Here is a 24645-nt window from a genome sequence, read left to right as displayed (position 1 = left end):
CGAGGAAGATTATACGGCGGGTTTTGGGTGTGCTTATCCGATTGCGGCGAGAAAGGCGGAAAGCCGGGCGGGCTTTGGGATTGGGGAGTCGAATTTAGGATGGCTGGGGGCGTCAGGCGCCCCTTCTTTCGTCATCCTCCGGGCCGCGTAGCGGAACCGGGGGACCCAGCGGCGCGCGAGAGCGCGACCCTGCCCGTGTACTTCACCAGCTTAGTCCGTCTCCACCGGAGGAACCCAGCCCGGGTCGTTTACCGGATACCAGTCGGCTGCCAAGTCGGCCCATTCCGGATTGGCGTCCTCGATCAGCTTCAACTTCCAGTCCCGCAGCCATTTCTTCAGCCGCTTCTCGCGCCGGATGGCGGTGGTGACCCAGACATACTGCTCGAACCAGACCAGACGATCGCAGCCATGGTCAGCGGTGAAGCCGTCGAAGACGCCGGTCTTGTGCTTCCACACCCGGGCGTAAAGGTTGGCGGTCATGCCGATGTAGAGCGTCCCATTCCGTCCGCTGGCCATGATGTAGGTCGCGATGAAGGTCCGGTGCGTCCCCATCCGCACAACCTATGCGGTTCCCATTCTTTCGTCATCCTCCGGCAAGCCGCGTCTTCGCGGCGTAGACCGGGGGACCCAGCGGCGCGCGGGAGCGCGACACTGCCGGGTGTGCCTATCCCAACATCTCAGCTGAACAGATCGCCTGCGGCGCCGCTGGGTCCCCCGATCTCGCTACGCTCGTCGGAGGATGACGAAAGAATGGGAACGCTCCAAACGGGAACAAAAATGGAACATCCACAAACGTTCGTTTAGGATGTCTTAACCGGGCTAGCGAGCAGGATTCGGCCTGCTAGACCGGGAAGGTCAGGACGCCGCCGAGTCTCGAAAACAGACGGCGCCCCTGACTTGCTACCGGCCTCCCTTCCACAAGGAGGATTTGAGCAACGGCCCCCGGTTCAACCCGTGGGGCCGTTTGTGCATATGAAGCACAATGCGAGCGTTACGGAGGGTAGCGCGAGAGGTCAATTCGGAATGGTGCTCAGCACCTCTCGGGCTGCCACTTATCCAGAGATGCCGCCCTCAGTGGGCCCTCGCCTTCCCAATCCCGGGCCGCTTTCGTGGCCCGGGTGACAAGGAGACAGAGACCTCAGTGCACCCGCGCCTTCCCGATCTCCAGCCCGCCCTGACCCGCTGACACGGCGATCACCGCCCCGTCTTCGAACTCGCCGGCCAGCAGCTTCTTGGCGATGGGGTCGACGAGGTCCTTCTGGATCACGCGCTTCAGCGGACGCGCGCCATACACCGGGTCGTAGCCCTTGTCGGCGAGCCAGGCGGCGGCGGTGTCGTCGAGGGCGAGAGTCAGGCGGCGGTCGGCCATCAGCTGCTCCAACCTCGCCAGCTGGATGCGGACGATGCCGCCCATCTGTTCGCGCCCCAAGCGGCGGAAGAGGATGATCTCGTCGATGCGGTTGAGGAACTCCGGGCGGAAGTGGGCGCGGACGGATTCCATGACATAGGGACGGACGGTTTCGACGTCGTCGCCTTCCTGCTGACCCGCCAGCGCCTCCGACCCCAGGTTGGAGGTCATGATGATCAGGGTGTTGCGGAAGTCGATGGTTCTTCCTTGCCCGTCGGTCAGGCGGCCGTCGTCGAGCACTTGCAGGAGCACGTTGAAGACATCGGGGTGGGCCTTTTCGACCTCGTCGAACAGGACGACCTGATAGGGCCGACGACGCACGGCCTCGGTCAGGGCGCCGCCCTCGTCATAGCCGACATAGCCGGGAGGGGCGCCGATCAGGCGGCTGACACTGTGCTTCTCCATGTACTCCGACATGTCGAGGCGGGTGATGGCCGCGTCGTCGTCGAACAGGAAGGCGGCCAGGGCCTTGGTCAGTTCGGTCTTGCCGACGCCGGTGGGGCCGAGGAAGAGGAAGGAGCCCAGCGGGCGGTGCGGGTCGTTGAGGCCGGCGCGGGCGCGGCGGACGGCGTCGGCGACGGCGGTCAGGGCCTCGTCCTGACCGACCACGCGGCCGCGCAGGGCGTCCTCCATCTTGAGCAGCTTCTCGCGTTCGCCCTCCAGCATCTTGTCGACGGGGACGCCGGTCCAGCGGGAGACGACCTGGGCGATCTGTTCGGCGTCGACGACCTCGGGGGTCAGGGGGCCGGACTTGTCGGCCTCATTGGCTTCAGCCTCGGCAAGTTGCTTCTCGATGGCCGGGATCTGGCCATAGGCGATCTCGGACGCGCGGCCGAGATCGCCGTTGCGCTGGGCGAGGGCCAGGTCGGCGCGCAGGCGGTCGAGGGTCTCGCGCAGTTGTGCACCTTGCCCGACCTTCTCCTTCTCGGCCTTCCAGCGGCGGGTCAGGTCTTCCGACTCGACCTCGAGGTCGGAGATGTCGTCCTCCAGCGTTTCGAGACGCTGTTTGGAGGCCGCGTCGGTTTCCTTCTTCAGGGCCTCGCGCTCGATCTTCAGCTGGACCAGACGGCGGTCGATCTCGTCCAGCGCCTCGGGCTTGGAATCGACGGCCATGCGCACGCGGCTGGCGGCCTCGTCGATCAGGTCGATGGCCTTGTCGGGCAGGAAGCGGTCGGTGATGTAGCGGTTCGACAGGGTGGCGGCGGCGACGATGGCGCTGTCGGAGATGCGCACCCCGTGGTGGACCTCATACTTCTCCTTGAGGCCGCGCAGGATGGAGACGGTGTCCTCCACCGAGGGCTCGGCGACGAAGACCGGCTGGAAGCGGCGGGCGAGGGCCGCGTCCTTCTCGACGTGCTTGCGGTACTCATCCAGCGTGGTGGCGCCGACGCAGTGCAGCTCGCCGCGCGCCAGGGCGGGCTTCAGCAGGTTGGAGGCGTCCATGGCCCCGTCGCCCTTACCGGCGCCGACCAGGGTGTGCATCTCGTCGATGAAGAGGATGATCTGGCCCTCGGCGGCCGAGGTCTCGTTGAGCACGGCCTTGAGCCGCTCCTCGAACTCGCCGCGGTATTTCGCCCCGGCGATCAGGGAGCCCATGTCCAGCGACATGACCTTCTTGTCGCGCAGACTCTCGGGCACGTCGCCGTTGACGATGCGCAGGGCCAGACCCTCGACGATGGCGGTCTTGCCGACGCCGGGCTCGCCGATCAGGACCGGGTTGTTCTTGGTGCGCCGGGCCAGGACCTGGATGGTGCGGCGGATCTCCTCGTCGCGGCCGATGACCGGGTCGATCTTCTGGTCGCGGGCGGCCTGGGTCAGGTCGCGGGCATAGCGTTTGAGGGCGTCATAGCCGTCCTCGGCGGCGGCGCTGTCGGCCGTCTTGCCCTTGCGGACATCGGTGATGGCGGCGTCGAGCTTGTCGGGCGTGGCGCCGACGGATTTCAGGATTTCCTTCGCCGTGCCGCCTTCGCGGGCGATGGCCGAGAGCAGGCGTTCGGTGGTGACGAAGGCGTCGCCGGCCTTCTTCGAGGACTCTTCGGCGGTCGCGAAGACGCGGGCGGTGTCGCCGTCGAGATAGAGCTGGCCCGAGCCGCCTGAGACCTGGGCGCGCTTCTGCAGGGCGGTTTCGGTGGCGGTCTCGGCCTTCGCCGCATCTCCGCCGGCGGCGGTGATCAGATTGCGGGCCAGACCGTCGCGCTCCTCCAGCAGCACCTTCAGCAGATGCTCGGGGGCGAACTGCTGGTGACGGCGCGCGAGGGCGAGGGACTGGGCCGACTGGACGGCCTGTTTGGCGCGGTCGGAATAGAGGTCGAGGTTCAAAACGTATCCCCTGTAGAGGCGGAAGTCCGGAAATCAGATGCGACCGACCGCGCGTCCTCTGATGCAAGCAACGCGCCGTTCGGTCGAGCGAGATTTGGGTGTGTCGGGGCGATCACACAAGAGGCGACGGCGAGGATGAAGCCTCAATGTTTCAGTCTTGTTACCTGTTGAACGCAAAGAGAAATATCTCGAGGAGCGGTCGAAATCGGCGGTGCGGACGTTTCATCGACATCGGAGTTCACCGATCAAGAAGGAGACCCCTCATGCGCAACACCCGCACGATCCTGGCCGCCATGGCCGCCGGCCTGATGACCCTCAGCGCCATTCCGGCCTCGGCCGCTCCGCAGCAGCACAACAACGCGCCGCAGCAACAGCAGCGCGGCAATGACCACGACAACCGTGGCAACGGCGGCGGTAATGAATACGGCAGCTGGAACACCGGCTGGGGCGCGCGCCCGCCCGCGCCGCCGCGCAGCTTCACCCGCCACAGCGACTGGTATCGCCACGTCCGCGCCTGCGGCCAGCGGTACAAGAGCTATAATCCGGCCACGGATCGTTACACCGTGCGGCGCGGCCAGACGGCGATCTGCCGCCTGTAATCGCTGAAGAAACCCGCCGGGGTTGCGGCCCCGGCGGGTCGAGCGGTGAAATCTCACCTGCGGTGCAACGTCGCAGGGGGCGGGGTGTTCTTGGTGAACGCCGGGCGGGTCCCGGCCATCGGAGAAACGCTTATGAGAAAACTGCTGATCGCCGCCGCCGCGGGTCTGATGACTCTCAGCGCCCTGCCTGCCGCCGCCGGAACCGTCGGCCAGGAACGTCCCTATAACTCCGGCCCCATGAACGGGCCGATGAATCACGGTCCGGATCGAGGTGGACCGGATCGAGGCGGGCCCAACCACGGCGGTCCCGGCGCGGGTCCGGACCATATGTACGGCACCTGGGATGACCACTGGGGCGCCCGTCCGCCCGCCCCGCCGCGCGGCTGGAGCCGGAACAACGACTGGTATCGCCACGTCCGCGCCTGCTCGCAGCGCTACCGCAGCTACAACTCGCGCACCGACACCTACACGGTCCGCCGCGGCGTCTACGCCCGTTGCCGCCTCTAGGCCGACACCCCGCAAATGAAGACGCCCGCCGTAGCGATACGGCGGGCGTTTTCGCGCGCGGTTGTCAGGTCGCCGGCAGCCCCACCCGGCGGCGCCATGCCGGGTAGTCGCGGTCGATCAGATTGGCCCCGGCGCCGTCGTAATAATTATAGCCCGCACGACGTTCGCGATCGAGATCGGCGAGGGCCGGCTGGAGCACAGAAGTGCGGTCGATGAAGACCGGTCGGTTGGTCCCCAGCTCATAGAAGCGGGCCCAGAGGCGGGCGCCGGGCGAGGCGATCACGCGGCGGTCGTTCTGGCCCTCGGCATTGGTGAAGCGCTCGACGGCGATGTCGGGGATGACGGTCGATCGGAACCAGGCGACCGAACCCTCGACGGCGGCGATGACCTCGGGCGAGGGGTTGGGGATACCCATCAGGAAGCGGGTGATGCCGACGCTCTCATAGCCCGACAGCGACGGCGGCTCGAATTTGCGCGCCCAGGCGGGCGCCAGGGTGACCTCGTCGTGCTGGGCGCACCAGACGGTCAGCTTGCCGTCCTGTCTGATCTGGGTCTTGAGAATGATGTCGATGCCGCGCGTGACCGCCTCGGCCGCCTTCGCCTTGCGACCCGCATCGACGAAGCCGTAGGGGCCGGCGCCGTTCGAGACGTCGCGCAGGACGTTGAGCACCCGCACCATGGCGTCGTCATTGTAGGTGATGTGGGTGTAGTAGCCCGTCCGCAGCGGGAAGAATTGGGGCCAGCCGCCATTCGGATACTGGGCGGCCAGCAGATAGTCGAAACCCTTGTCGAAGGCCGCGATGTAGGCTGGGCTGTTCGGGGCGCCGCCCGCCTGAACGACCTTGGCGAGGAACTCCATCTCGAGCGTGGTCGCCTGGTTGTCGATAGTGTCGCCGAGCTCGCGGTCCACGGGCGCGGCCGGGGGCGCGCTCATGTCGGTGTTCTTGGGCCAGGAGCCGTTTTCGAACTGGTAGAGCAGGACGCTGTCGGCCAGACGCCGGGCCTCGGCCGAGGCGTACCAGGCCGCGTCCTGACGCAGGACGGCGCTGCCCCAGCGGACGGGCGCAGAACTCTGGGCGGCGACGGGTTGCGGCGCAGCGGCCGAAGCCGGTGCGCAGGCGGCCAGTACCGCCAGCAGGGACGCGGCGGCGATCAGCTGACGGGTCTGGGCGCGGCCGCGAGCGGTCGACGAATACGGCATGGGCTCCTCCCGAATGGACCTTCCGGCCCGCCTCGTTCCGTCCCGGACGGCGAGGTCTGGACGGGACGCTACATCAGGTCCGCGACGCGCGAAAGACACCGGTGTCAGAAACCTCCATCCGTAATCATCGCGGGCCGCGCAGACTGTCGTAGACAGCGTCAAAGGCGCGGAAGTCCGGCTCCTCGGGCAGGCTGGCCATGCCCGGGGTCTCGCCGAGGCGCATGGCTTTCGGATCGGCGAGGGTGAAGGGCGTCCACCCCGGGGCCTGGCCACCGTTCGGATCACCGGTCGCGGCGAAGGCGGCCCAGGCGTCGGCCATGCGGTCGGCCAGGGCGCGGTCCGCCGCCGTCCAGTGTCCGTCGGCGGGGTCCAGATGGTCGAACATGTACCAGAGGTCGGCGAAGTGGCTGGCGCCCCAGTTCGCCCGAACCGACCCGGCGGGCCAGGGCGGGCGGCGGTCGAAACGATAGAGGTAGACCGGGCTTCGGCCATGCTCCGCCTGCAACCGGGCCCATGTGCGGATGTCCCAGCCGAAGCGCAGGTCGCGCTCGAAATCCAGCCGTGCGGTGCGCGCCTGATCGTCGGTCGTGAAAACGTAAGGCTCCAGCAGCAGCGGCGGCAACCGGCCCCAGCGGGCGGTCAGCTTTTCGTTGAAGTTGGCGGCGGTGACGTCCGCGACATCGGTCAGGGACCGCGCCTCTTCCGCATTATAGCCGATCAGCAGAGGGACGTCGTTCTGGCGGCCTTCGCGGAAGACCTCGAACGGCGCCTCGGGCAGAAGGCGGGGCTCGATCACCGGATGGGTCACCCCGCCGGCGCCGGCCAGCAGCCGTTCGGCGGGGAGGCGGCGCATCTGCTCCAGCGTCGTCGCGCCCAGCCGGGCCATGAAGGCGGCGCCGTCGGCCTCGGCCTTCGCCAGCTGGTACTGGGGGGCCAGGGCCGTGGGTTCGAACAGGCCGCCCGACTGGCCGATGGCGCGCTGGAACAACCCCTTCGCGCGGGGCGAGGCCATCAGGATGCTGACCGAGGTCGCGCCCGCCGACTGGCCGGCGATGGTCACGCGGTCGGGGTCGCCGCCGAAAGCTGCGGCGTTGGCGCGAACCCATTCCAGGGCCGCGACCTGATCCATCAGACCGTAGTTGCCGGAAGCGTGGTCGGGGGATTCGGCGCTGAGGGCGGGATGGGCGAGGAAGCCGAGCGCGCCAAGCCGATAGGCGACGGTGATCACCACCGCTTCGCGTTTCGCCAGGGCTGCGCCGTCATAGAGGGGAATGGAGGTCGAACCATTGGCCAGCCCACCGCCGGGAAACCAGACGATGACCGGACGCGGCGCCCCACCGGCGGTCGGCGCCCAGACGTTCAGATAGAGGCAGTCCTCGCTGGACGGCGACGGCGGCTCGCCCGGCATGGAGGTTCCGGTCTGGGGGCAGGCCGGGGCAAAGCGGGTCGCGGGGCGATCACCTGTCCAGCGCGGCGCCGGTTGCGGATCGCGCCAGCGTAAGGGGCCGACGGGCGCCGCCGCATAGGGAACGCCGCGAAAGACGCGCACTCCGTCATGCCGCTCGCCGATGATCCTGCCGCCGGCGACGGTTGTGCGGTCGGACGTCTGGGCCACGGCCGCGCCGGCCAGCGTCAACAAGCCTGCGACCACGGCAAGCCGGGTCGCGATCCGTCCAGCGATCGACTTCATCGTCAGCCCTTCTGCAGCCCGGTCATTTGCCGCGCCTGCGACGACGGGCGCCAGTTAAGCTTTGGTAAGAGGCTGATCCCCGGAGCCGGACTCTGGCGCCCGTCTGAATGGGCGGGTAGCGTCGCCGCTCAGGTTTCGCTGGAGCTTTCGCCATGTCCATTCGTCTGTCTCGCCGTCAGGCCCTGTCGTCCGCAGGTCTGGGCGCCGGTCTGGGCATGGCCGGCCTGGCCGGCCCGTCTCTCGCCTGGAGCCAGACTTCGACGGCGGCGCCGGGAGCGGACGGGGGCGCCGCCCTGGCCGAGGCCGTGGACGCCTATGTGAAGCGGGCCATGGCGGCCTTCCCGGATCAGCCGGCGATCTCCATCGCCGTGGTCAAGGACGGCCAGACCGTGCTGGCGCGCGGCTACGGCATCCGCAAGATGGGCGAGGCCCGGACGGTCGACGAACACACCCTGTTCGCCATCGCGTCGAACACCAAGAACGTCACTGCCGCGGCCTTGGCCATCATGGTCGACGAGGGCAAGGTGAAATGGGACGAGCCGGTCAAGACCTACCTGCCCGACTTCGCCCTGTCGGACCCCTATATCGGCGAGCACATCACCGTCCGCGACACCCTGAGCCACCGCGCCGGTTTCGGTCTGGGCGCCGGGGACCTGCTGTTCTGGCCCAACAGCGACCGGACCCGCGACGAGGTCGTGCGTCAGGCCGCCTTCGTGCCGATCGAGGACGGGTTCCGGGCGAATTATCACTACTGCAACCTCATGTTCGTGGTCGCGGGCGCGGTACTGGAGAAGGTGTCCGGGATGCGCTGGGAGCAGTTCGTCCAGACCCGGGTCCTCGACCGCGTCGGCATGACGGAGACCGTGCCGCTGGCGACCCTGGCGGATCCGGCGAAGTCGGCCCTGCCCCACGCCCGGGTCGGACCGCCGCTTCGGACCCACGGGCCGATGACCCTGATCGCGGAGTCCATCGCCGAGGTCTGGAATTGGGATTCGGCGGCGGCCGCGGGCGGCATCTGCACGACGCCCGTCGACTGGGCCAAATGGATCAATGTCCGTCTGTCGATGGGCAAGCTGCCGGACGGAACGCGGCTGTTCTCCGAAGCGGCGGCCAAGGAGATGTGGAAGCCCAACATCATCGTCTCGGGCTCGGAAGGGCCGACGGCGGCCATGCCGGGCCGGGCCATCGCCTCGACCTATGCCATGGGCCATCAGGTGCAGGACTATCGCGGCGAGCGCTACATCAGCCACGGCGGCGGCTCGCCGGGCGGGATCTCGGCGACGGTGATGATCCCGGGCCGCAACGTCGGCTTCTCGGTCTTCTCCAACGCCGAGGAGGGGATGCTGCTGCGCGCCCTGCGCTCGGGCATCGCCGACATCTGCATGGAAAAGGGCGGGTCGTTCGACTGGATCGCCGACTCTGTGCGCCTGGCCGCCGAGGCCGAGCCCAAGGCGGTCGCCGCGGCCGCGGGCATCGACGCGCGTCAGGCCGCGGGGACGAAGCCGTCCCTGCCGCTGGAGGCCTATGCCGGGACCTGGCGCGATCCCTGGTACGGCGACATCACCCTCGAGATGAAGGACGGTGGGTTGTGGATGGCCTTCACCCACACCCCGACACTCAAGGGACCGGTCGAGCCCTATGACGGCGAGACGATGCGCACGCGGTTCCTCGACAAGCGCGAGGAGGACCTGTTGGTCACCTTCGCCCTGACGGACGGCAAGCCGACCACGGCGCGGATGAAGGCCCTGAGCCCGGACGCCGATTTCTCGTACGACTATCAAGATCTTAGACTGACTAAGGTTTGAGGGTCGATGCGCCGGCTGCCCCGTCTTCCGATCCTGGTGGTCGCCTCGGTTCTGGCCGGATCGCCTTTGTTCGCTGCAACCGCCCGAGCAGAGTCCGGGAACGGCGTGGTTCTGGATTGCACCGACGAGGCTTCGGCCCTTGCCGGAATTCGGGCGCGGCTGGCTGTCGGTCATGGTTCCGAAGTGGCACGACGAAGCTGCGTAGCCGTCTTCGATGCCGCCGACCCGCGAACTTATGCGCGTCTGGCCGTGGTTTCCCTGCCTCTACCCAGCCAGACACGACTTGAGCTCTATGGTCTCAGGTCGGACGGGGGATGGACGGACCTGACTCCCGGCGCATTCCTCTATGATCCTGCGCTGGACCGGCTGGATGTCGTGCCGGGCCGGACGAGCGGGATGCCGACCGTCCATGTCTCGCGAGGCGAGACCCGGGTGGTCTTCGTCTTCGACCCCAGACGGGGGCTCTATTGGGTCGTGCCCGCTGAGTGATCTGAATCCTCACCGCGTCAGTTCGAGGATCTCGAGCTTGGCCTCCTGCTTGGGCCAGGGGATGACCAGACGCCAGCGCTGCGGACCGATACGTTCCAGGACGCCGATCTGGTCGCGCGCGCGGGTCTGGCCATAGGTCGGATACGTCGTCTCGTCGCCCCAGGCCTGGGCGCCGAGGAAGACCAGCTGATTGTCAGAGTGGGGATAGAGCAGGCCGCGCGAGCGCTGCGACCCGGTGGCCTTGGTCAGGATCAGGTCGCCGCCGGGCGTCAGCTCCACCGTGCAGCGGAAGTTCGGGTAGGAAAGGAAGGCCGGGCCCTTCTCGTCCTTCGAACCCAGTTTGATCGTGCGGCAGCGGTAGGTTCCGGGCGGAGGCTTAAGACGGCCTGTCAGGGCGGCGTTGGGATCGACGAGAGGGCCCAGAGCCTCGACCCGATCGGCGAACCCCTTGTCCTCGGCCTCGGCGCGGCCGAGCCGCCAGGCCTGATCCAGACGGCCGAGCGCCGAGGCGTCGGCGGCCCGGGCCAGCTGCCGCCAGTCCGAACTTCCACCCTGCACGCCGGGCGCCTGTGACGCGACGGCGGGCGCCGGATCCACGGCCGGCGGCGTCGGTCCGCTCAGCGACTCTCCCGCGGCCGGATCATGGGGCGCCGAGGCGGGCGGGGTGACCCCGTCCTGGGGCGTGGTCTGGGGGTCTTCGGTCGAGGGCGACGGATTCTGGCTGCAGGCTGCCGCGGCGAGCAGGAGGGCGGCGGCGAGAAGACGGGCGGTCATGGGCGCTCCTTCGATCAGAGGGAGACGAACGGACCGGGGCGGATGGAGTTCAACGCCCTCTGGGATCAAGCAACAGCCCGGACACGGTCGCCGCCAGCAAACGGGGCGCGAAGGGCAGGCGCGCGACCTTGCCGAGGATGTGGTCGCGGATCCACGGCAGGACGACGCCGTCGGCCTGGTAGAAGGGGGTAAAGACCATCGACAGGGCCTGATAGAGGCGCACATGCCAGCGCCGGGCGGCGGCATAGGCGGAGAGGGCGTCGGACAGATCGGCGTGGGTCTCCAGCGCATCGGCGAGGGCGAGGGCGTCGAGCAGGCCCATATTGACCCCCTGCCCCAGCTGCGGACTGGTCGAATGGGCGGCGTCGCCGAGCACCGCCAGCCGGTCAGCGACGGGCCGGGTCAGGGTGTGATGGCCGTAGCGGGCGAGGGTCATGGCGTCGGGATCGACGATGGCGTCCAGCACCGACGCGACCTCGGGCCAGAGCGACAGGATTTCGGCCTTCCACAGATCGAGGCCCGCCGCGCGCCAGGCCGGATGGTCGTCGCCCTTGAGGCTCCAGAAGAAGGTGGCGAGGCGTTGGTTGGGCTGATCCGGCAGACCGCCACAGGGCAGGACGCCGATCATCTTCGACGCGCCGCGATAGACCTGTTCCAGCGCCCCCTCGTCGAAACCGCCGCCCGGCCAGGGGACCGTGCCCCACAGACCCGACCAGCCCAGTTCCTGACGGCGGGCGCCGAGGGCTTTCGCGATGGGAGAACGGGCGCCGGTGGCGTCGACGATCAGGTCGAAGGCTGCGCTGGTCCAGCCGTCGGCGCCGGTCAGCCGCCCCTCCGAAGCCCCGACGATCTCGCGCCCGGTCTCGAAGATCACCCCCTCGGCCAGACAGGCGCGGTGCAGGACATGGAACAGGGCCGCGCGATGCACGCCCAGCGAAGGACGCGGCGTCTTGAGGTCGCCGTAGCGGATATCGAGGACGACCCGGCCGCGCCGCGCCTCGCGCCCGAAGATGTGGGTCAGGGGCTGGGCGTAGCGTTCGACCTCCGCCGTCAGACCGAGCCGGTCGAGCACATGCAGGCCGGTGGGCTGGAGCATGAAGCCGGCGCCGACAGGGCGGGCTCGCTCGAACCGCTCATGGACGACCACCTGCCGCCCCTGCCGGGCCAGCATCAGGGCGGCGGCGAGGCCGGTGGGCCCGGCCCCGGCGACGGCGACAGATTTCACCACCGTCAGGCGGGGACCAGTTCGATCAGGTCAAGGTTCGACTCGTTCTGGGGCCAGGGGAGGACGAGACGCCAGCGGCGGTCGCCGATCCGCTCCAGCGTCGCGACGACGTCCCGGTCGGGGCGGCGGCCATAGGTGTTGGCCGGGGGCTCGGCGGCGAGGGCGACGGAGCCGAGGAAGACCATGTGCCGGTCGGTCTCGGGGAAGAGCAGACCGCTGGGCCGCTGGGACCCGGTCAGCTTGGAGAATTTCAGGCCGCGCGGGGTCTGTTCGATGCGGCAGGCGAACCAGCCGTAGACGACATAGCCGAGACCGTCCTCGCCACCCTGCGAACCCAGTTTGACGGTGCGGCAGCGATAGTCGCCGACGGGCGGGGTGACAGGGGCGAAGGCGGCGCGGGGATCGATCAGATCGCCGAGGCTGTTCAGGTCGCCGGAACCGGTCTGACGGCGCGCCTGCTGCAGGGCGAGGGACCAGGCGGCGTCGCGGCGCTGGTAGCGATCGCGGTCGGTGGCGGTGATGACCCCGCGCCAGTCCATGAGGGCCGCGCCGGTCGGCGCCGTCGGTGCGGCCGGATAGGCGGGCTGGTTCGGCGGTGGCGGCGGCGGCGGCGGAGGTGCGCCCGCGGCGCAGGCGGACAGGACCAGCGAGGCGGCGAGACCGGCGAGAACGACGAGACGCATGGACGACCCTGGAGCTACGACAGACGCGTGGCCTTCAGAGCGCTCGCAGCCCGCCCCGTCAAGCGGTTACGCCGCCCGTGCGTCGTCTTGAGCCTCGTTCCGGGCCGCTGTTTCCATCAGCGCGCGATTGAGGGCCCGGGCGAGAACGGGGATGTCGAGCGGCTTGGTGAGATAGTCGCGGAAGCCGGCGGCCCGACCGCGCCGGAGGTCGCCGGGCAGGGCGCCGGCCGACAGGGCCAGCACCGGCAGGCCCTGCGTCAGGGGATCGGCGTCGAGGCGCGCCTTGAGCTCGAACCCGTCCAGCCCCGGCAGGTTGATGTCGAGGATGATGACGTCGGGCCTCAGATCGCGGGCGAGGGCCAGTCCCTCATGCCCGGTCTCGGCGACATGCAGGCGGATGCCGCCCAGAGCCGCGATGACATGCCGCATCAGGGCGATGTTGGACGGATTGTCCTCGACATAGAGCAGGGTCGCCGCGCCGCCCGGCATCACGGGCATGTCCAGCGTCGGGATGGGCGAGGCGACGACCTCGGGCGCCAGCGACCGGGCCAGAGGCAGGCTGAGGGTGAAGATCGAGCCCTCGCCCTCGCGGCTGACAGCCTCCAGCCGGCCCTTCATGGCCTCGACCAGACGGCGCGACACGGCCAGACCGATACCGGTCCCGGCGACCTCCAGGGGCTCGCGGCCGAGGCGGTTGAAGGGCTGGAACAGATCGGTCATCCGGGCCTCGGGAATGCCGACGCCGGTGTCATGGACGGCCAGGGCCACGCCCTCGGCGGTCTGATGCAGCTGCAGGAAGACCGCGCCGCCCGGGCGATTGTATTTGATGGCGTTGGACACGAGGTTGAGCAGCACCTGCCGCAGCCGGGTCCGGTCGGCGACGACGCCGAAGCCGGCGGTGGGCGGCGGCGGGGTCAGGGCGATCCCGGCGGCCTCGGCCTGGGGTCTCAGACTGTCGCAGACCTGGCGCGCGACCAGATGCGGATCCACCGCTTCGATCGACATCGACACCTTGCCGGACTCGATACGGGCCAGCTCGAGCACCTCCTCGATCAGGCCGAGCAGGTGCTGGCCCGAGGCGAGGATATGGTCGACGGCCTGGGACTGGCGCCGGGTCATGGGCTCGGCCTGGACGTTCATCCGCATCAGTTCGGAAAAGCCGATGACGGCGTTCAGCGGGGTGCGCAGCTCATGCGACAGGCCGGTGAGGAAGTCCGCCCGAGCCGCCTCGGCGTCAGCCAGACGGCGGACGCCGTCGGCGGCGGCCTGTCTGGCCTCGGCCAGATCGCGGGCGTCGGCCTCGGCCTGCTCGCTGATCGTCGCGTTAAGCGCCAGCAGTCGGCGCGCCTCCGCCCGCGCCTTCAAGGCCAGCCTCACCCCGGCCCAGGCGCCCGACAGGGCCAGGGCCAGCAGCATCAGAATGCATTCCATCGCACGTCCTCCTTGGCCCAAGGATGACGGCCATAGATTGCATTATGGTAAAACCAGAGGTTGTATTACGAGGCCGAAGAAACCCCGGAGCCGCGAACGGTCCGGGGTGAAAACTACTCTTCGGTGGCGGTTTCGGCCTTGCGGCGGGGCGCGCGCTTCTTCGGCGCGGCCTCGGCGTCAGACGCGGTGACCGGGGCTTCCGCGGCCGGGGCGGCGGGCGCCGAGGACCGGGTCAGGAAACCCGGCAGGGCCGCCGGAGCGTCATCGCCGTCGCCTTCGCGCGGCATGCGGGCGCGGCGCGGACGCTGGGCCTTGGGGGCGTCGTCGGCGGCGGGCTCATAGGGCGTGCCGGTCAGGGCTTCGGCGGGCGATTCCGTCTGGGCGTCGGCGGCGGAGTCCGCGCCGGCGTCATAGGGGGCGTTGTCGGGCGCCTCGCCCACGCCGCCCTCGGCCTCGAAGCGACGGTTGCGCTCCTCGCGGCGGCGCTCCCAGCGTTCGCGGCGGGTCTCGCGGCGCGGACCACCCTCTTCGCCCTCGGCGCGAGGTTGTTGCTGGTCACGGTCGCGATTGTTGTCGCGGTCGCGGTTCTGGTCGCGATCCTTGTTGTTGTCGCGGTCACGCCATTCGCGCTGCTGACCGCCATCACGATTCTGGTCGCGGTCGCGGTTCTGGTTCTGCTCGCGCGGTTGATCATTCTCGCGCGGCTCATTGGCCTGCTGGGCGGCGCGGTCGGCGGCCTGTTGCGCAGCGAGGAAGGCGGCGGCCTGGGCCCCGGTCTCATCCTCGAAGTCGATGTCGAAGCCCTGGTTGGACAGTTCGCGCGCGGCGATCTCGCTGACGGGACGGGCCGGCTGCAGGGCGCGCAGGACGCGGAAATAGTGTTCGGCGTGCTGGAGGTAGTTCTCCGCCAGCACCCGGTCGCCCGAGGCCGTCGCGTCGCGGCCGAGCTGCAGATAGCGCTCATAGACCGTCTGGGCGTTGCCGCGGACCTTGATGTTCTCCGGGCCCTGGGAATCCCACGACCGGTTCGGATTGGCGTTGTTGGCGTTCGACTGACCGCCGCCGGGCTTTCTGTTGCGTCCGCGTTGACGCTTCATGCCCTTGAAATCTCTCATGAGACGCTACCGTGCTTTCGAGAGGACAGCCGGATCGCGATGCGCGTCCAGAGCCTGTCCGTTTCGTCGTTCCGCTTCGTTCGGGGCCAATCCCCAAAAAACGATATGGTCGGAAATCCGTCGTCGCCCCGTGGTCCGCCGGGCTTTCCGGCCCGACCGTCACATGCCCCGAGCGCGCGTGTCTGGGCCGGTAGGCGGCAGAGGCGTGCGGTTTGGGTGGGAGACAGCTTCTGACTTAGCGCGCGCCCGGCTGTTTTCCAAGGGGTTTGTTTGGCGAGGAACCGATAGCTTTCCGGCGCGCGCCGCCCCCTCAACTATCCGTTCACGCGGTGGCCGTGGTCGACGCAACCCGCCGGATTTTGCGATCCAGAATCCAGAAGCCCCCGATCGGCCCGAAATACATCACGATCGCTGTTGTCAGAATTTGCGAGACAGATGCCTTGCCGCGGGCGTCGTCTGCATTCTCCAGTCCCTTCGCGGCCAGCGTGATGTTGACGAACAGGCCGGCAAAGATCGCGAAGGCGGCGGGACTGTTGTGGGTCGACCAACCTGCTAGGCCCGCGATCAGGGCGATCAGGGGCGAGACGGCAAACGACCAGTCCCACACTCCCGGCCGGCCCCTGCCGACCGCGCGCTCCGAGATCCTGTACACCGCCCAGAGCCAACCACTCATGAGTCCCATCATGCCGCCCAGAAGAATGCCGCGAACAAGGGGCAGAACGGGCGCGACTTCGGACAGCGGCAGTGCGACGCTGCCGAGGACGATGGCCGCGAAGAATGAAATCATCAGAACGACGGGATGCAGCCGCACCACCCGATCGGCGATGGTCACGATTACCCCTTCGGAATCGGGTTGGTGCGCGGATCCGGGCCGTTGGTGACGACGCGGTGGCGGTCGCCGAGGTCCTTGACCACGATGACGTTCTCGAAGCCTTCGGCGTCGAACAGGGCCTTGACCGCCTCGCCCTGATCCCAGCCGATCTCGACGGCGAAGACGCCGCCGGGCTTGAGGATGCGGCGGATCTCGGGGGCCAGTTCGCGATAGGCGACGAGGCCGTCGGGACCGCCGTCCAGCGCCAGGATCGGATCGTGCTCGCGCACCTCGGGGTCGAGGCCGGGGATGTCGTCCGACGGAATATAGGGCGGGTTGGACACCACCAGATCGAAGCTGTGGTCGGCGAAGCCCGCCGCCCATTCGGTGCGCAGGAAGGTGGCGCGGCCATCGAGGTCGAGGTTGGTCGCATTTTCCCGCGCCACGGCCAGGGCCTCGAACGAGATGTCGGTGCCGACGCCCTTGGCCGCCGGGCGCTCGGACAGGATGGCCAGAAGGATGGCGCCCGAACCGGTGCCGAGGTCGGCGACGGTGAAAGCCTCGTGCGGGGCGTGGGCCAGCATGGCGATGTCGAGGATGGTCTCGGTGTCCGGGCGCGGGCTGAGCACGTCGGGGGTGACGTTCAGCATGATCTTCCAGAAGCCCTTGCGGCCGAGGATGCGCGACACCGGCTCCCGCTTCAGGCGGCGTTCGACGAAGCCGTCCAGCATGGCCATCTGGTCGGCGCTGACGGCGCGATAGGGGTCGGTCAGGATGTCCATCCGGCTGGCGCCGGTCGCGGCTTCCAGCAGCAGGCGAGCGTCGATGGAGGGGCTGTCGATGCGCGCGGCCTTGAGCCGGGCCTGGGCGGCCTTCCAGGCGGAGACGAGGGTCGGAGTAGAAGAAGCGTCGGTCATGCGGGTCTCGCTACCGGATCGCCGAGCGCGATGCGACCCCCCTCCTCGATCGAGACATAGAGTCCGCACAGCATATGGCCATAGGTGTCGAACAGGGCCCGGACCACGGCGAGGTCGCGCTCGCCCGTCTTCGGATCGACCTCGGTGGCGGCGCAGCGGACGATGGGCTTGGCCCCGCGCAGGACGGTTTCGCCAATGGTCAGGACTTCCCCCGCCCAGTCGTTCTCGACCCAGGGCGCCCAGCCCTCGACCCAGACATTGGCGCGGAAGCGAAGCGGATCCAGCGTCTGGCCCCAACGCTTTTCGAGGTCGCGCACGCTGTTCAGGTTCAGGATCGAAACCCGGCCCTTCGACGAGTCCATGAAGCGATGGTCGGGCCCGGCGTCGATCAGCTTCAGCGGCCCTCTCGCCTCCTCGCCGAGGAAGGCGGCCAGCCGGGCCTCGAAGGCGGCGCGATCATCGGGGTCGTCGAGCCGGACAGAGAGTTGGTCGCCGTCGATCTCCGCGATCAGGATGTTTGTCGCCTCGTCCCAGCGGGTGCGGACCCGGGCGAGGATCGCCTGACGCATCAGGACGGTGAACTTCTGCTTCGGGATCTGTTCGGGGGCTGAGAGATCATAGCCCGAGGGGCCGTTCTCGACCGCCCACATCCGGTCGCCGGGGAACCAGCCGCCCGTCGGCAGGACGGCCTCGGTCAGGGGCTCGGGCGTGAACCCCTTGACCGGATGACGGTAGAGGGCGGCGACGGAAGACATGCGCGATGACTGCCCGACGAACGCAGATCGGGCAAGAGGAGGGTAAAGGCGGGAACGGGGCGCCAGCTTCGCCGTTAGCCGTCGATGGCGTCTTCTCCCAAGCTTCCTTTCAAACTGACCCGCGTCGGAAGCCAGGCTTCGGTCTGGCGGTTTGTCGCCGCGGTCGCGGGCGGTCTGGCGGCGGGCGCCGGGGCGGCGCATCTGCTCTATACCCAAGGCCACAAATACGGCGTGGAGCTGCGGCCGAAGCGGCCCGAGATCCTGCCGCCCAAGGTACCGACGCCCGAGGACTATGACGCCCGCGATCCGGGCCGGGGGCGGCTGGCGACGCGGCCTGAACACATCCCGCACAAGGGCTGGATGGATATCCTCTGGCGGGTGGGCGCGGCCTATTTCGGCGACCGGGTCGGCTTTTTCGCCGGCGGGGTGACCTTCTTCCTGGTGCTGTCCCTGTTCCCGACGCTGGCGGCCTTCGTGACCCTGTACGGCCTGTTCGCCGATCCGGCCGACGCCTGGAGCCGGCTGCAGTTCCTCTATTCCGTCCTGCCCTCGAACGTGGCCCAGTTCCTCGGCGGCGAGATGCAACGGCTGGCCGAGAACTCATCGGGCCAGCTGACCTTCACCCTGGTCTGGACGCTGCTGCTGTCGCTATGGACGGCCAATGGGGGGATCAAAACCCTCTTCTACGGGCTGAACGTCGCCTATCACGAGGTCGAGAAGCGCAATCTGGTCCACTACAACCTGATCTGCATGGCCTTCACCCTGTCGGGGCTGACCGCGGTTCTGCTTTCAGCGGGGCTGGTGGTCGGAGCGCCGATTGTCCTGTCGGTCTTCGGGCTGGAGGAGGATTTCGGGCTTCTGGCCCTGCTGCGCTGGCCCCTGCTGTTCGTCGGCTATGTCGCCGCCCTGACGGCGATCTACCGCTTCGGCCCGTGCCGCCAGAAGGCGCGCTGGCGCTGGCTGACGCCGGGGGCGATCTTCGCGGCGGTGCTCAGCGTGATCGTGTCCTTCGTCTTCAGCTGGTATCTGTCCAACTTCGTGCGGCTGGACAGCTACGGCCCGCTGGCGGCCTTCATGGGCTTCCTGCTGTGGATCTGGTTCTCGGTGCAGATCATCCTGATGGGCGCCGAGGTCAACGCCGAGATCGAGCACCAGACGGCCATCGACACCACCACTGGCGCGCCCCGGCCGCTGGGCGAGCGCGGCGCCCTGGTCGCAGACACCATCGGGCCGAAGCGCGGGTCGCCGGCGGCGCTCGACTTCACCCTCAAACACGCCGAGGCGGTGGCCGACCGGTTAATGAAGAAGAAGGCGAAGACGAAGCGCCAGCCCTGATCAAGGGGATCAGAAGAACAGCGGGTCCGAACGCTTCTCGGGCGGCAGGGTCTCAAGCTTCTGCGGCGTGTCCTCTCGGCGCGGCTTGGGCGCCGGGGCCGGAGTGGGGCGGACCTCGACGCGCGGCGCGGCGGGTTGCTGGCCGTCATAGGGCTCGCCGGCGTTCGGATCGACCGGGGCCACGACCGTGCCGCCGTAAGGATCCTCGACCTGACCGATCAGATCGCCGACCGGATCGGGCGGGACCCAGCCCTCGGGCATGGGCGGGCCGTTGGGGATGGCCGGGGCGTTCAGGCGCGGCAGGGCGGCGGACATGAAGTCCTTCCAGATGGCGGCCGGAGAGCCGCCGCCGGTCACGCCACGCATCGGGGTGGCGTCGTCCTTGCCGACCCAGACGGCGGCGACGAAGCCGCCGGTATAGCCGACGAACCAGGCGTCCTTGTAGTCCGAGGTCGTGCCGGTCTTGCCCGCCAGATCGCGCCCGGGGATCGAGGCCGAGGCGCCCGTGCCGCCGGTCATCACGCCGCGCAGCAGCTGGTTCATATAGTAGAGCGGCGGATTGTTGATCGCCTGACCGCCGATCGCGCCGGAGTTCGAGTGCTGGTAGATGACCCGGCCCGAAGGGGTGCGGATGCGACTGATGCCATAGGCCTCGACGCGGCGACCGCCGTTGGCGAAGGCGTCATAGGCCTGGGCCATCTCGATGGGCGAAACCTCCGAGGTGCCGAGCGCCATGGCCGGATCGAGGCTGATCCGGCTGGTAATGCCCAGACGTCGCGCGGCGCGCGAGACGCTGTCGCGGCCGATCTTGTCGGCGACCGAGGCGGCGACCGTATTGGTCGAATGGGCCACGGCGTTGGCGATGGTCGTCGGGCCGCCGAAGGTGCCGGAATAGTTCTTGGGCGACCATGTGCCGATGGTGATCGGCTCGTCGACCACCGGGGTCTGGGGCGTATAGCCGGCCTCCATGGCCGCCAGGTAGACGAAGGGCTTCCACGAGGAGCCGGCCTGACGCTGGGCGTCGACGGCGCGGTTGAACTGGCTGTCGGCATAGGAGGCGCCGCCGATCATGGCGCGGACGCGGCCGTCGCCGTCGAGCGCCACCAGAGCCGCCTGCTGCACGCCCTTGCCGGCGTCGCGGGTCAGGATGCGGTTCACGGCGCGCTCGGCCGAGGTCTGGATGGTCAGGTCCAGCGTCGTTTCGACGACCATGTCCTCGGTCGGTTCGCCGACCAGGCCGCGGATCTGTTTGTCGAGCCAGTCGATGAAATACTGGGCATGCTGGCTGGCCAGGGTGCGCGAGACGCGGACGGGCTCGAGCACCGCCTGTTCGCGCTGGGCCGGGGTGATGACCCCGGTCTCGACCATCTGGTTCAGGACCACAGTGGCGCGGGTGGCGGCGCGCTCATGCTCGGACACCGGCGAATAGCGGGACGGGGCCTTGAGCAGGCCGGCCAGAAGCGCGGCTTCGCCGACGGTCAGATCCTTGGCCGGCTTGTCGAAATAGCGTTGCGAGGCCGCCTCGATCCCATAGGCGCCGGCGCCGAAATAGACCCGGTTCAGATAGAGGGCGAGAATCTCCTTCTTGGAGAATTTCATCTCCAGCCAGACAGCCAGCATCAGCTCCTGCACCTTGCGGCGCATGTTCTGGTCGGGGGTCAGGAAGAGGTTCTTGGCCAGCTGTTGGGTCAGGGTCGAGCCGCCCTGGACGACACGACCGGCGCGCATGTTGCGCGCGGCGGCCCGCATCATGCCGATGGGGTCGAAGCCCGGGTGCCACCAGAAGCGGCGGTCCTCGATGGCGATGAAGGCGGCGGGGACGTAGTCGGGCAGGCTGTCGAGATCGGCCGGCGGCGCCTGTTGCGTGCCGCGCGTGGCGATCAGAGCGCCGTTGCGGTCCAGATAGGTGATCGAGGGCTGGCGCGAGACATTGTAGAGGCTGGAGGTGTCCGGCAGGCCGCGCGCGAAGACGGCGAAGAAGACCACCAGGAAGATCACCCCCCAGATGGCCAGGACGCCGCCCCAGTAGAGGGCTTGTTGCAGACGGGTGCGCTGCGGCTTGGCGCCGCCGCCGTTACCCGTCGGGCGACCACCCGAGTGGCCACCCTGTCTGCCGAAACCTGGACCGGCCATGGATATCCTCAAAGTCCCGCTGCGGAAGGGTTCTACCCGATCCGGCGCTATCCCACACGTCGCCCATCAAAACAGCCCGCGTGGTGAACAGGCGGTGAAGATGTCACGGGAACGTGAGGGTTGTTTCCGGTGAAATCAGGGCGGAGCGGTTAACGATCGGTGAGGCAGGGGTGCAGGAGCGGTGCAGGGGCGTCGAGAACCCTTGCCGCCATCGCTGGACGGCATAGCGTGTCGCTACTGGAGAAAGGCGCTGACATGAAGGTTGTCTCTTGGCTGCTGCCTGTGAGGTTGTTGGCGTTGGCCGGTTGCGCGACCCAGCTCAGCGCCTCGAACGCAGAAGAGGCCTGCAGTCTGGTGAAAGAGCGTGTCGTCGCGGTTGATCGCTATCCGGAGTCCCAACTCGCCTTCTGCGACCCCTCGATGGGCGCCGATCTGCCGCGCGGCTATTTCGTTCTGGCCCTGCACAGCAATCGCGATTGCGACGGCATCTGCAGCACCAATCTCGGCTGGTTCGCGGTTCGGAAATCGACCGGCGAAGTCTTTGACTGGGATGTCGGGGAGTGGCGGTTGGCAGAGCCGGTTCGCAACTAACCTCGCCGCGCCACCCAGACCACTCCGTGCCCGTCCTGTTCGGCCGCCTCGACCCGATCAGGCGTGAAGCCGTGGGCGGCGAAGATTGCGCGGTATTCCTCGGGCGCGAGGCTGCCGTGGTAGAGGGGTTCGCCACGCCATTCGCCGACGATCTCGCCCTCGTGCGGGCCGCTGGAGGTCATGAAGACGCAGGTCTCCGCCGCGTGGGACAGGATGCGCGGCAGGGCGATCCTCTGGTCGTCGGGGCTGAGGTGGAACAGGCTGTGCCAGGCCAGAAGGCCGTCGAAGCGCCGCATCCCCAGGTCGAGAGTGCGCATGTCGCCGGCCAGCCATTCGCCTGACGGCAGGGTCTCGGCTGCATGGGCCAGCAGGCCCGGGGCCGGATCGACGCCGGTGACCCTGAACCCCCGCTCGATCAGGGTCGCCGCCACCGGCCAGCCGGCGCCGCAGCCGACGTCCAGCACCATCCCGCCGGGCGGGAGCGCGGCCATGAACCGCTCGAACCAGCCGGCCTCGGTCAGGCCCGGACCGCCGGTCCCCAACGTCCGACGCCGGTCGGCGATCCAGTCCCCGGCCTTGTCGGAATAGAGGCCGATGATCCTGTCCGCGGACGGGTGGGTCATCGGCCTGCTGATCCGCCTACTGCGCGACGAAGGCGTCCAGCGCCGAATAGAAGACCTCGGGCTGGTCCAGCATGATGAAGTGGGCGCTGTCGTCGATGCGTTGCAGCTTCGCGCCCGGCAGGTTGGCGAACGAGGCGCGGTAGATGCCGTCGGTAATCTCCGGCGTCATGCGGGCATCGTTGAACTTCACATACAGGACCTCGGTCGGGGCCGTGATCTTCGACAGTTCCGGGCGCAGGTCGGTGGCGATCAGTTCGCGCATCGAATGGGCCGAGACCTGCTGGTCGCTGGTCGCGGTGTCGTGCAGCGGCCCGGCTCGCTTCGATTCCGTATTGATCATGCCGGTGACAGAGGCGGCGGCCCGGGCCTGATAGTCGGCGGGGCTGGCCGTGGCCATGCCGTTCCCGACCATGTCGGCGGTGGCGGCGACGCTCTCGGCCGTGGTTCCGGGGGGGCCGAACATCGCCCCCATGAAGGGCACCATGTCCACGACCATCAGCTTGCCGACCAGATCGGGATGACGGGCGGCCAGCATCATGCCGATGGTTCCGCCCATGGAATGGCCGACGATCACCGGATGATCCAGATGGTTTTCGGTGATGTAGCGGGCGATCTCCTCGGCGACCGGGGCCGCGACCGGGCCCTCGCCATTGCCCTCGACCGGCGCGCCGGCGAAGCCCTGGATATGGATGCGGTGGACGCGCCAGCCGGCGCCGAGATGCTCGACCGTGCCGTCCCAGACCTCAGGCGAGGAGCTCAGGCCCGGGATCAGGATGATGTCGCGCCCGCCGGCCTCACCGTCGATGCGGACATGCAGCCGGTCCGAGGCGAAGTCGGCATGGCGGTGGTGTTCGGCATGTTCCGTATGGCCGTCCTGGGCGGAGGCCAGGCCGACCGCGCCGAAATTGATCATCAGGCCGACGGCGGCGACCAGTCCGGTCAACAGCTGGGTGTTCATCTGGGTTTCCCTCCGGAGCGGGCCGTTCACCCGCGTTCTCATCCCTCGTCGTCACTGTGGGGACGATTGGATGCGGGCGGAAGCGGGCCGTGGAAAAAATCCTGCGTGATGACGTCACGAACGCGGACGCCTAGAATGCCGGAATGCCCTCCGCCGACTCCGCTCCCGTCTCGTCCAGCGCCCCCGAGGCCAAGGCTCCGCCGACCGCCTTCGGCAAGGGGTTCGTGCTGGACGCCTGGTATTTCGTGGCCCTGTCGCGCGATGTCGCGAAAGCCTCGCTGAAACGATACGAGATCATGGGCGAGCCGGTCCTGATCGGGCGAACGAACGCCGGCGCCGTCTACGGCATGCGCGACATCTGCCCGCACCGGGCCGCGCCCCTGTCGGCCGGACGGCTGGTCGACAAGCCCGGCGAGGGCGAGACCATCGAATGCCCCTATCACGGCTGGCGCTTCCGCACCGACGGGGTCTGCGCCGCCATTCCGTCGCTGGTCGAGGAACAGGCCTTCGAGGCCAGCCGCATCCGCGTCCGCTCCTATCCTGTGGTCGAGAGCCAGGGTCTGGTCTTCGTCTTCATGCGCTCGGACCCGCGCTCCGAGGAAGCGCCCGACCATGCGCCACCGGTCTTCCCCGGGGTGGTCGGCGGCGAGGCCAAACTGGTCGAATGGATGGATTTCGACAGCCATATCGACCACGCCGTCGTCGGCCTGATGGACCCGGCCCACGGGCCCTTCGTGCATCAGCAGTGGTGGTGGCGGTCCGAGCATTCGATGCATGAGAAGGCCAAGGCCTTCGAACCGCGCGAGTTCGGCTTCGCCATGGTGCGCCACGCCCCCTCGTCAAACTCGAGGGCCTACAAGATCCTCGGCGGCGCGCCGGCGACCGAGATCACCTTCCGTCTGCCCGGCTATCGCTGGGAGCACATCCAGGTCGGTGAGAAACAGGTCCTGGCCCTGACCTGCCTGACGCCGGTGACCGAGACGAAGACCCGGATCACCCAGATCTTCTGGTCCGACCACTGGGTGTTCAATATCGCCAAACCCTTCCTGCGGATGGGCGTGGTCGCCTTCCTGAAACAGGACGGCGGGATGGTGAACCTGCAGAACGAAGGGCTGCGCTACGACCCGGCCCTGATCTGGATCGATGACGCCGACAAACAGGCGAAGTGGTACCAGCAGCTCAAGCGCGAATGGACGAAAAGCCGCGTCGAGGGACGCGGCTTCGTGAACCCGGTCAAGGCCGGGGTGCTGAGGTGGAAGAGCTAGGCTCTCCCACC

Annotated in this window: 22 protein-coding genes; 7 read left to right on the top strand and 15 right to left on the bottom strand. The window is 68.4% G+C overall.

Annotated features, from left to right (window positions below; translation table 11 throughout):
• Positions 1-210 precede the first annotated feature (210 nt).
• Both AC07U0_RS06090 and clpB read right to left on the bottom strand, forming a co-directional pair.
• Entirely contained in the window at positions 211-552 is a 342-nt protein-coding gene (locus AC07U0_RS06090) for a GIY-YIG nuclease family protein (protein ID WP_494719118.1), read from the bottom strand.
• A 586-nt stretch (positions 553-1138) separates the two neighbouring features.
• Positions 1139-3727: an ATP-dependent chaperone ClpB gene (gene clpB, locus AC07U0_RS06085; protein WP_494719117.1), complete on the bottom strand. Its 2589-nt coding sequence runs from the start codon at positions 3725-3727 to the stop codon at positions 1139-1141.
• 263 nt (positions 3728-3990) lie between these two features.
• Here clpB and AC07U0_RS06080 point away from each other — a divergent pair, with 263 nt between their 5' ends.
• Entirely contained in the window at positions 3991-4326 is a 336-nt protein-coding gene (locus tag AC07U0_RS06080; protein WP_494719116.1) for a BA14K family protein, read from the top strand.
• A gap of 132 nt (positions 4327-4458) precedes the next feature.
• Complete coding sequence (locus tag AC07U0_RS06075; protein WP_494719115.1) at positions 4459-4833, top strand: BA14K family protein; 375 nt, start codon at positions 4459-4461, stop codon at positions 4831-4833.
• Between the two features lie 64 nt (positions 4834-4897).
• On the opposite strand, the gene pelA is transcribed toward AC07U0_RS06075, so the two are convergent.
• Together pelA and AC07U0_RS06065 are read right to left on the bottom strand one after the other, a co-directional pair.
• Positions 4898-6034 carry a pectate lyase gene (gene pelA, locus AC07U0_RS06070; protein ID WP_494719114.1) on the bottom strand — a complete coding sequence of 379 codons (1137 nt, stop codon included), beginning with the start codon at positions 6032-6034 and terminating at the stop codon, positions 4898-4900.
• 124 nt (positions 6035-6158) lie between these two features.
• Positions 6159-7724, bottom strand: coding sequence for a carboxylesterase/lipase family protein (locus tag AC07U0_RS06065; protein ID WP_494719113.1), 1566 nt, complete (start codon positions 7722-7724; stop codon positions 6159-6161).
• Positions 7725-7876: 152 nt separating this feature from the next.
• Between AC07U0_RS06065 and AC07U0_RS06060 the strand changes: the two genes are divergently transcribed.
• Entirely contained in the window at positions 7877-9529 is a 1653-nt protein-coding gene (locus tag AC07U0_RS06060) for a serine hydrolase (protein WP_494719112.1), read from the top strand.
• A 6-nt stretch (positions 9530-9535) separates the two neighbouring features.
• Positions 9536-10018 (top strand): hypothetical protein, encoded by a 483-nt coding sequence (locus AC07U0_RS06055; protein WP_494719111.1) that lies wholly within the window; start codon positions 9536-9538, stop codon positions 10016-10018.
• A gap of 9 nt (positions 10019-10027) precedes the next feature.
• Here AC07U0_RS06055 and AC07U0_RS06050 read toward each other — a convergent pair whose 3' ends face one another.
• The 8 genes from AC07U0_RS06050 to AC07U0_RS06015 form a co-directional block, all read right to left on the bottom strand.
• The gene (locus AC07U0_RS06050) at positions 10028-10792 is read right to left on the bottom strand and encodes a DUF4893 domain-containing protein (protein ID WP_494719110.1); all 765 of its coding nucleotides are present in this window, start codon (positions 10790-10792) and stop codon (positions 10028-10030) included.
• 49 nt (positions 10793-10841) lie between these two features.
• Positions 10842-12017 carry an FAD-dependent oxidoreductase gene (locus AC07U0_RS06045; protein WP_494719109.1) on the bottom strand — a complete coding sequence of 392 codons (1176 nt, stop codon included), beginning with the start codon at positions 12015-12017 and terminating at the stop codon, positions 10842-10844.
• A 5-nt stretch (positions 12018-12022) separates the two neighbouring features.
• Entirely contained in the window at positions 12023-12700 is a 678-nt protein-coding gene (locus tag AC07U0_RS06040) for a DUF4893 domain-containing protein (RefSeq protein WP_494719108.1), read from the bottom strand.
• A 66-nt stretch (positions 12701-12766) separates the two neighbouring features.
• Positions 12767-14131, bottom strand: coding sequence for a hybrid sensor histidine kinase/response regulator (locus AC07U0_RS06035; RefSeq protein WP_494719107.1), 1365 nt, complete (start codon positions 14129-14131; stop codon positions 12767-12769).
• Between the two features lie 113 nt (positions 14132-14244).
• Positions 14245-15246: a DUF4167 domain-containing protein gene (locus tag AC07U0_RS06030; RefSeq protein WP_494719106.1), complete on the bottom strand. Its 1002-nt coding sequence runs from the start codon at positions 15244-15246 to the stop codon at positions 14245-14247.
• A gap of 322 nt (positions 15247-15568) precedes the next feature.
• The gene (locus tag AC07U0_RS06025) at positions 15569-16078 is read right to left on the bottom strand and encodes a hypothetical protein (RefSeq protein WP_494719105.1); all 510 of its coding nucleotides are present in this window, start codon (positions 16076-16078) and stop codon (positions 15569-15571) included.
• 2 nt (positions 16079-16080) lie between these two features.
• Entirely contained in the window at positions 16081-16974 is an 894-nt protein-coding gene (prmC, locus tag AC07U0_RS06020) for a peptide chain release factor N(5)-glutamine methyltransferase (RefSeq protein ID WP_494719104.1), read from the bottom strand.
• Entirely contained in the window at positions 16971-17729 is a 759-nt protein-coding gene (locus AC07U0_RS06015) for an MOSC domain-containing protein (protein WP_494719103.1), read from the bottom strand. The genes prmC and AC07U0_RS06015 overlap by 4 nt, the downstream gene beginning before the upstream one ends.
• An 84-nt stretch (positions 17730-17813) precedes the next feature.
• On the opposite strand from AC07U0_RS06015, the gene AC07U0_RS06010 reads away from it, so the two are divergent.
• Entirely contained in the window at positions 17814-19064 is a 1251-nt protein-coding gene (locus AC07U0_RS06010) for a YihY/virulence factor BrkB family protein (RefSeq protein WP_494719102.1), read from the top strand.
• A 9-nt stretch (positions 19065-19073) separates the two neighbouring features.
• Here AC07U0_RS06010 and AC07U0_RS06005 read toward each other — a convergent pair whose 3' ends face one another.
• A complete protein-coding gene (locus tag AC07U0_RS06005; protein WP_494719101.1) occupies positions 19074-21197 on the bottom strand; it encodes a PBP1A family penicillin-binding protein in 2124 nt (707 codons plus the stop codon).
• A gap of 255 nt (positions 21198-21452) precedes the next feature.
• On the opposite strand from AC07U0_RS06005, the gene AC07U0_RS06000 reads away from it, so the two are divergent.
• Positions 21453-21788 carry a hypothetical protein gene (locus AC07U0_RS06000; RefSeq protein ID WP_494719100.1) on the top strand — a complete coding sequence of 112 codons (336 nt, stop codon included), beginning with the start codon at positions 21453-21455 and terminating at the stop codon, positions 21786-21788.
• On the opposite strand, the gene AC07U0_RS05995 is transcribed toward AC07U0_RS06000, so the two are convergent.
• A complete protein-coding gene (locus tag AC07U0_RS05995; protein ID WP_494719099.1) occupies positions 21785-22411 on the bottom strand; it encodes a class I SAM-dependent DNA methyltransferase in 627 nt (208 codons plus the stop codon). The genes AC07U0_RS06000 and AC07U0_RS05995 overlap by 4 nt on opposite strands.
• 16 nt (positions 22412-22427) lie before the next feature.
• Positions 22428-23369 carry an alpha/beta fold hydrolase gene (locus tag AC07U0_RS05990; protein WP_494719098.1) on the bottom strand — a complete coding sequence of 314 codons (942 nt, stop codon included), beginning with the start codon at positions 23367-23369 and terminating at the stop codon, positions 22428-22430.
• A 143-nt stretch (positions 23370-23512) separates the two neighbouring features.
• On the opposite strand from AC07U0_RS05990, the gene AC07U0_RS05985 reads away from it, so the two are divergent.
• Positions 23513-24634 carry a Rieske 2Fe-2S domain-containing protein gene (locus AC07U0_RS05985; protein WP_494719097.1) on the top strand — a complete coding sequence of 374 codons (1122 nt, stop codon included), beginning with the start codon at positions 23513-23515 and terminating at the stop codon, positions 24632-24634.
• The last annotated feature ends 11 nt before the right edge of the window (positions 24635-24645 follow it).

This window comes from Brevundimonas sp. GW821-FHT02A10, assembly GCF_059422025.1.
The sequence above is the reverse complement of the archived record's forward strand: the minus strand, read 5'-3'. Positions and strand labels throughout refer to the sequence as shown.

Excerpts from the sequence above, each read along its gene's own strand:
- AC07U0_RS06090 (WP_494719118.1), bottom strand. The coding sequence starts at position 552 with ATGGGGACGCACCGGACCTTCATCGCGACCTACATCATGGCCAGCGGA.
- AC07U0_RS06080 (WP_494719116.1), top strand. The coding sequence starts at position 3,991 with ATGCGCAACACCCGCACGATCCTGGCCGCCATGGCCGCCGGCCTGATG.
- AC07U0_RS06075 (WP_494719115.1), top strand. The coding sequence starts at position 4,459 with ATGAGAAAACTGCTGATCGCCGCCGCCGCGGGTCTGATGACTCTCAGC.
- pelA (WP_494719114.1), bottom strand. The coding sequence starts at position 6,034 with ATGCCGTATTCGTCGACCGCTCGCGGCCGCGCCCAGACCCGTCAGCTG.
- AC07U0_RS06065 (WP_494719113.1), bottom strand. The coding sequence starts at position 7,724 with ATGAAGTCGATCGCTGGACGGATCGCGACCCGGCTTGCCGTGGTCGCA.
- AC07U0_RS06060 (WP_494719112.1), top strand. The coding sequence starts at position 7,877 with ATGTCCATTCGTCTGTCTCGCCGTCAGGCCCTGTCGTCCGCAGGTCTG.
- AC07U0_RS06055 (WP_494719111.1), top strand. The coding sequence starts at position 9,536 with ATGCGCCGGCTGCCCCGTCTTCCGATCCTGGTGGTCGCCTCGGTTCTG.
- AC07U0_RS06050 (WP_494719110.1), bottom strand. The coding sequence starts at position 10,792 with ATGACCGCCCGTCTTCTCGCCGCCGCCCTCCTGCTCGCCGCGGCAGCC.
- AC07U0_RS06040 (WP_494719108.1), bottom strand. The coding sequence starts at position 12,700 with ATGCGTCTCGTCGTTCTCGCCGGTCTCGCCGCCTCGCTGGTCCTGTCC.
- AC07U0_RS06035 (WP_494719107.1), bottom strand. The coding sequence starts at position 14,131 with ATGGAATGCATTCTGATGCTGCTGGCCCTGGCCCTGTCGGGCGCCTGG.
- AC07U0_RS06030 (WP_494719106.1), bottom strand. The coding sequence starts at position 15,246 with ATGAGAGATTTCAAGGGCATGAAGCGTCAACGCGGACGCAACAGAAAG.
- prmC (WP_494719104.1), bottom strand. The coding sequence starts at position 16,974 with ATGACCGACGCTTCTTCTACTCCGACCCTCGTCTCCGCCTGGAAGGCC.
- AC07U0_RS06015 (WP_494719103.1), bottom strand. The coding sequence starts at position 17,729 with ATGTCTTCCGTCGCCGCCCTCTACCGTCATCCGGTCAAGGGGTTCACG.
- AC07U0_RS06010 (WP_494719102.1), top strand. The coding sequence starts at position 17,814 with ATGGCGTCTTCTCCCAAGCTTCCTTTCAAACTGACCCGCGTCGGAAGC.
- AC07U0_RS06005 (WP_494719101.1), bottom strand. The coding sequence starts at position 21,197 with ATGGCCGGTCCAGGTTTCGGCAGACAGGGTGGCCACTCGGGTGGTCGC.
- AC07U0_RS06000 (WP_494719100.1), top strand. The coding sequence starts at position 21,453 with ATGAAGGTTGTCTCTTGGCTGCTGCCTGTGAGGTTGTTGGCGTTGGCC.
- AC07U0_RS05995 (WP_494719099.1), bottom strand. The coding sequence starts at position 22,411 with ATGACCCACCCGTCCGCGGACAGGATCATCGGCCTCTATTCCGACAAG.
- AC07U0_RS05990 (WP_494719098.1), bottom strand. The coding sequence starts at position 23,369 with ATGAACACCCAGCTGTTGACCGGACTGGTCGCCGCCGTCGGCCTGATG.
- AC07U0_RS05985 (WP_494719097.1), top strand. The coding sequence starts at position 23,513 with ATGCCCTCCGCCGACTCCGCTCCCGTCTCGTCCAGCGCCCCCGAGGCC.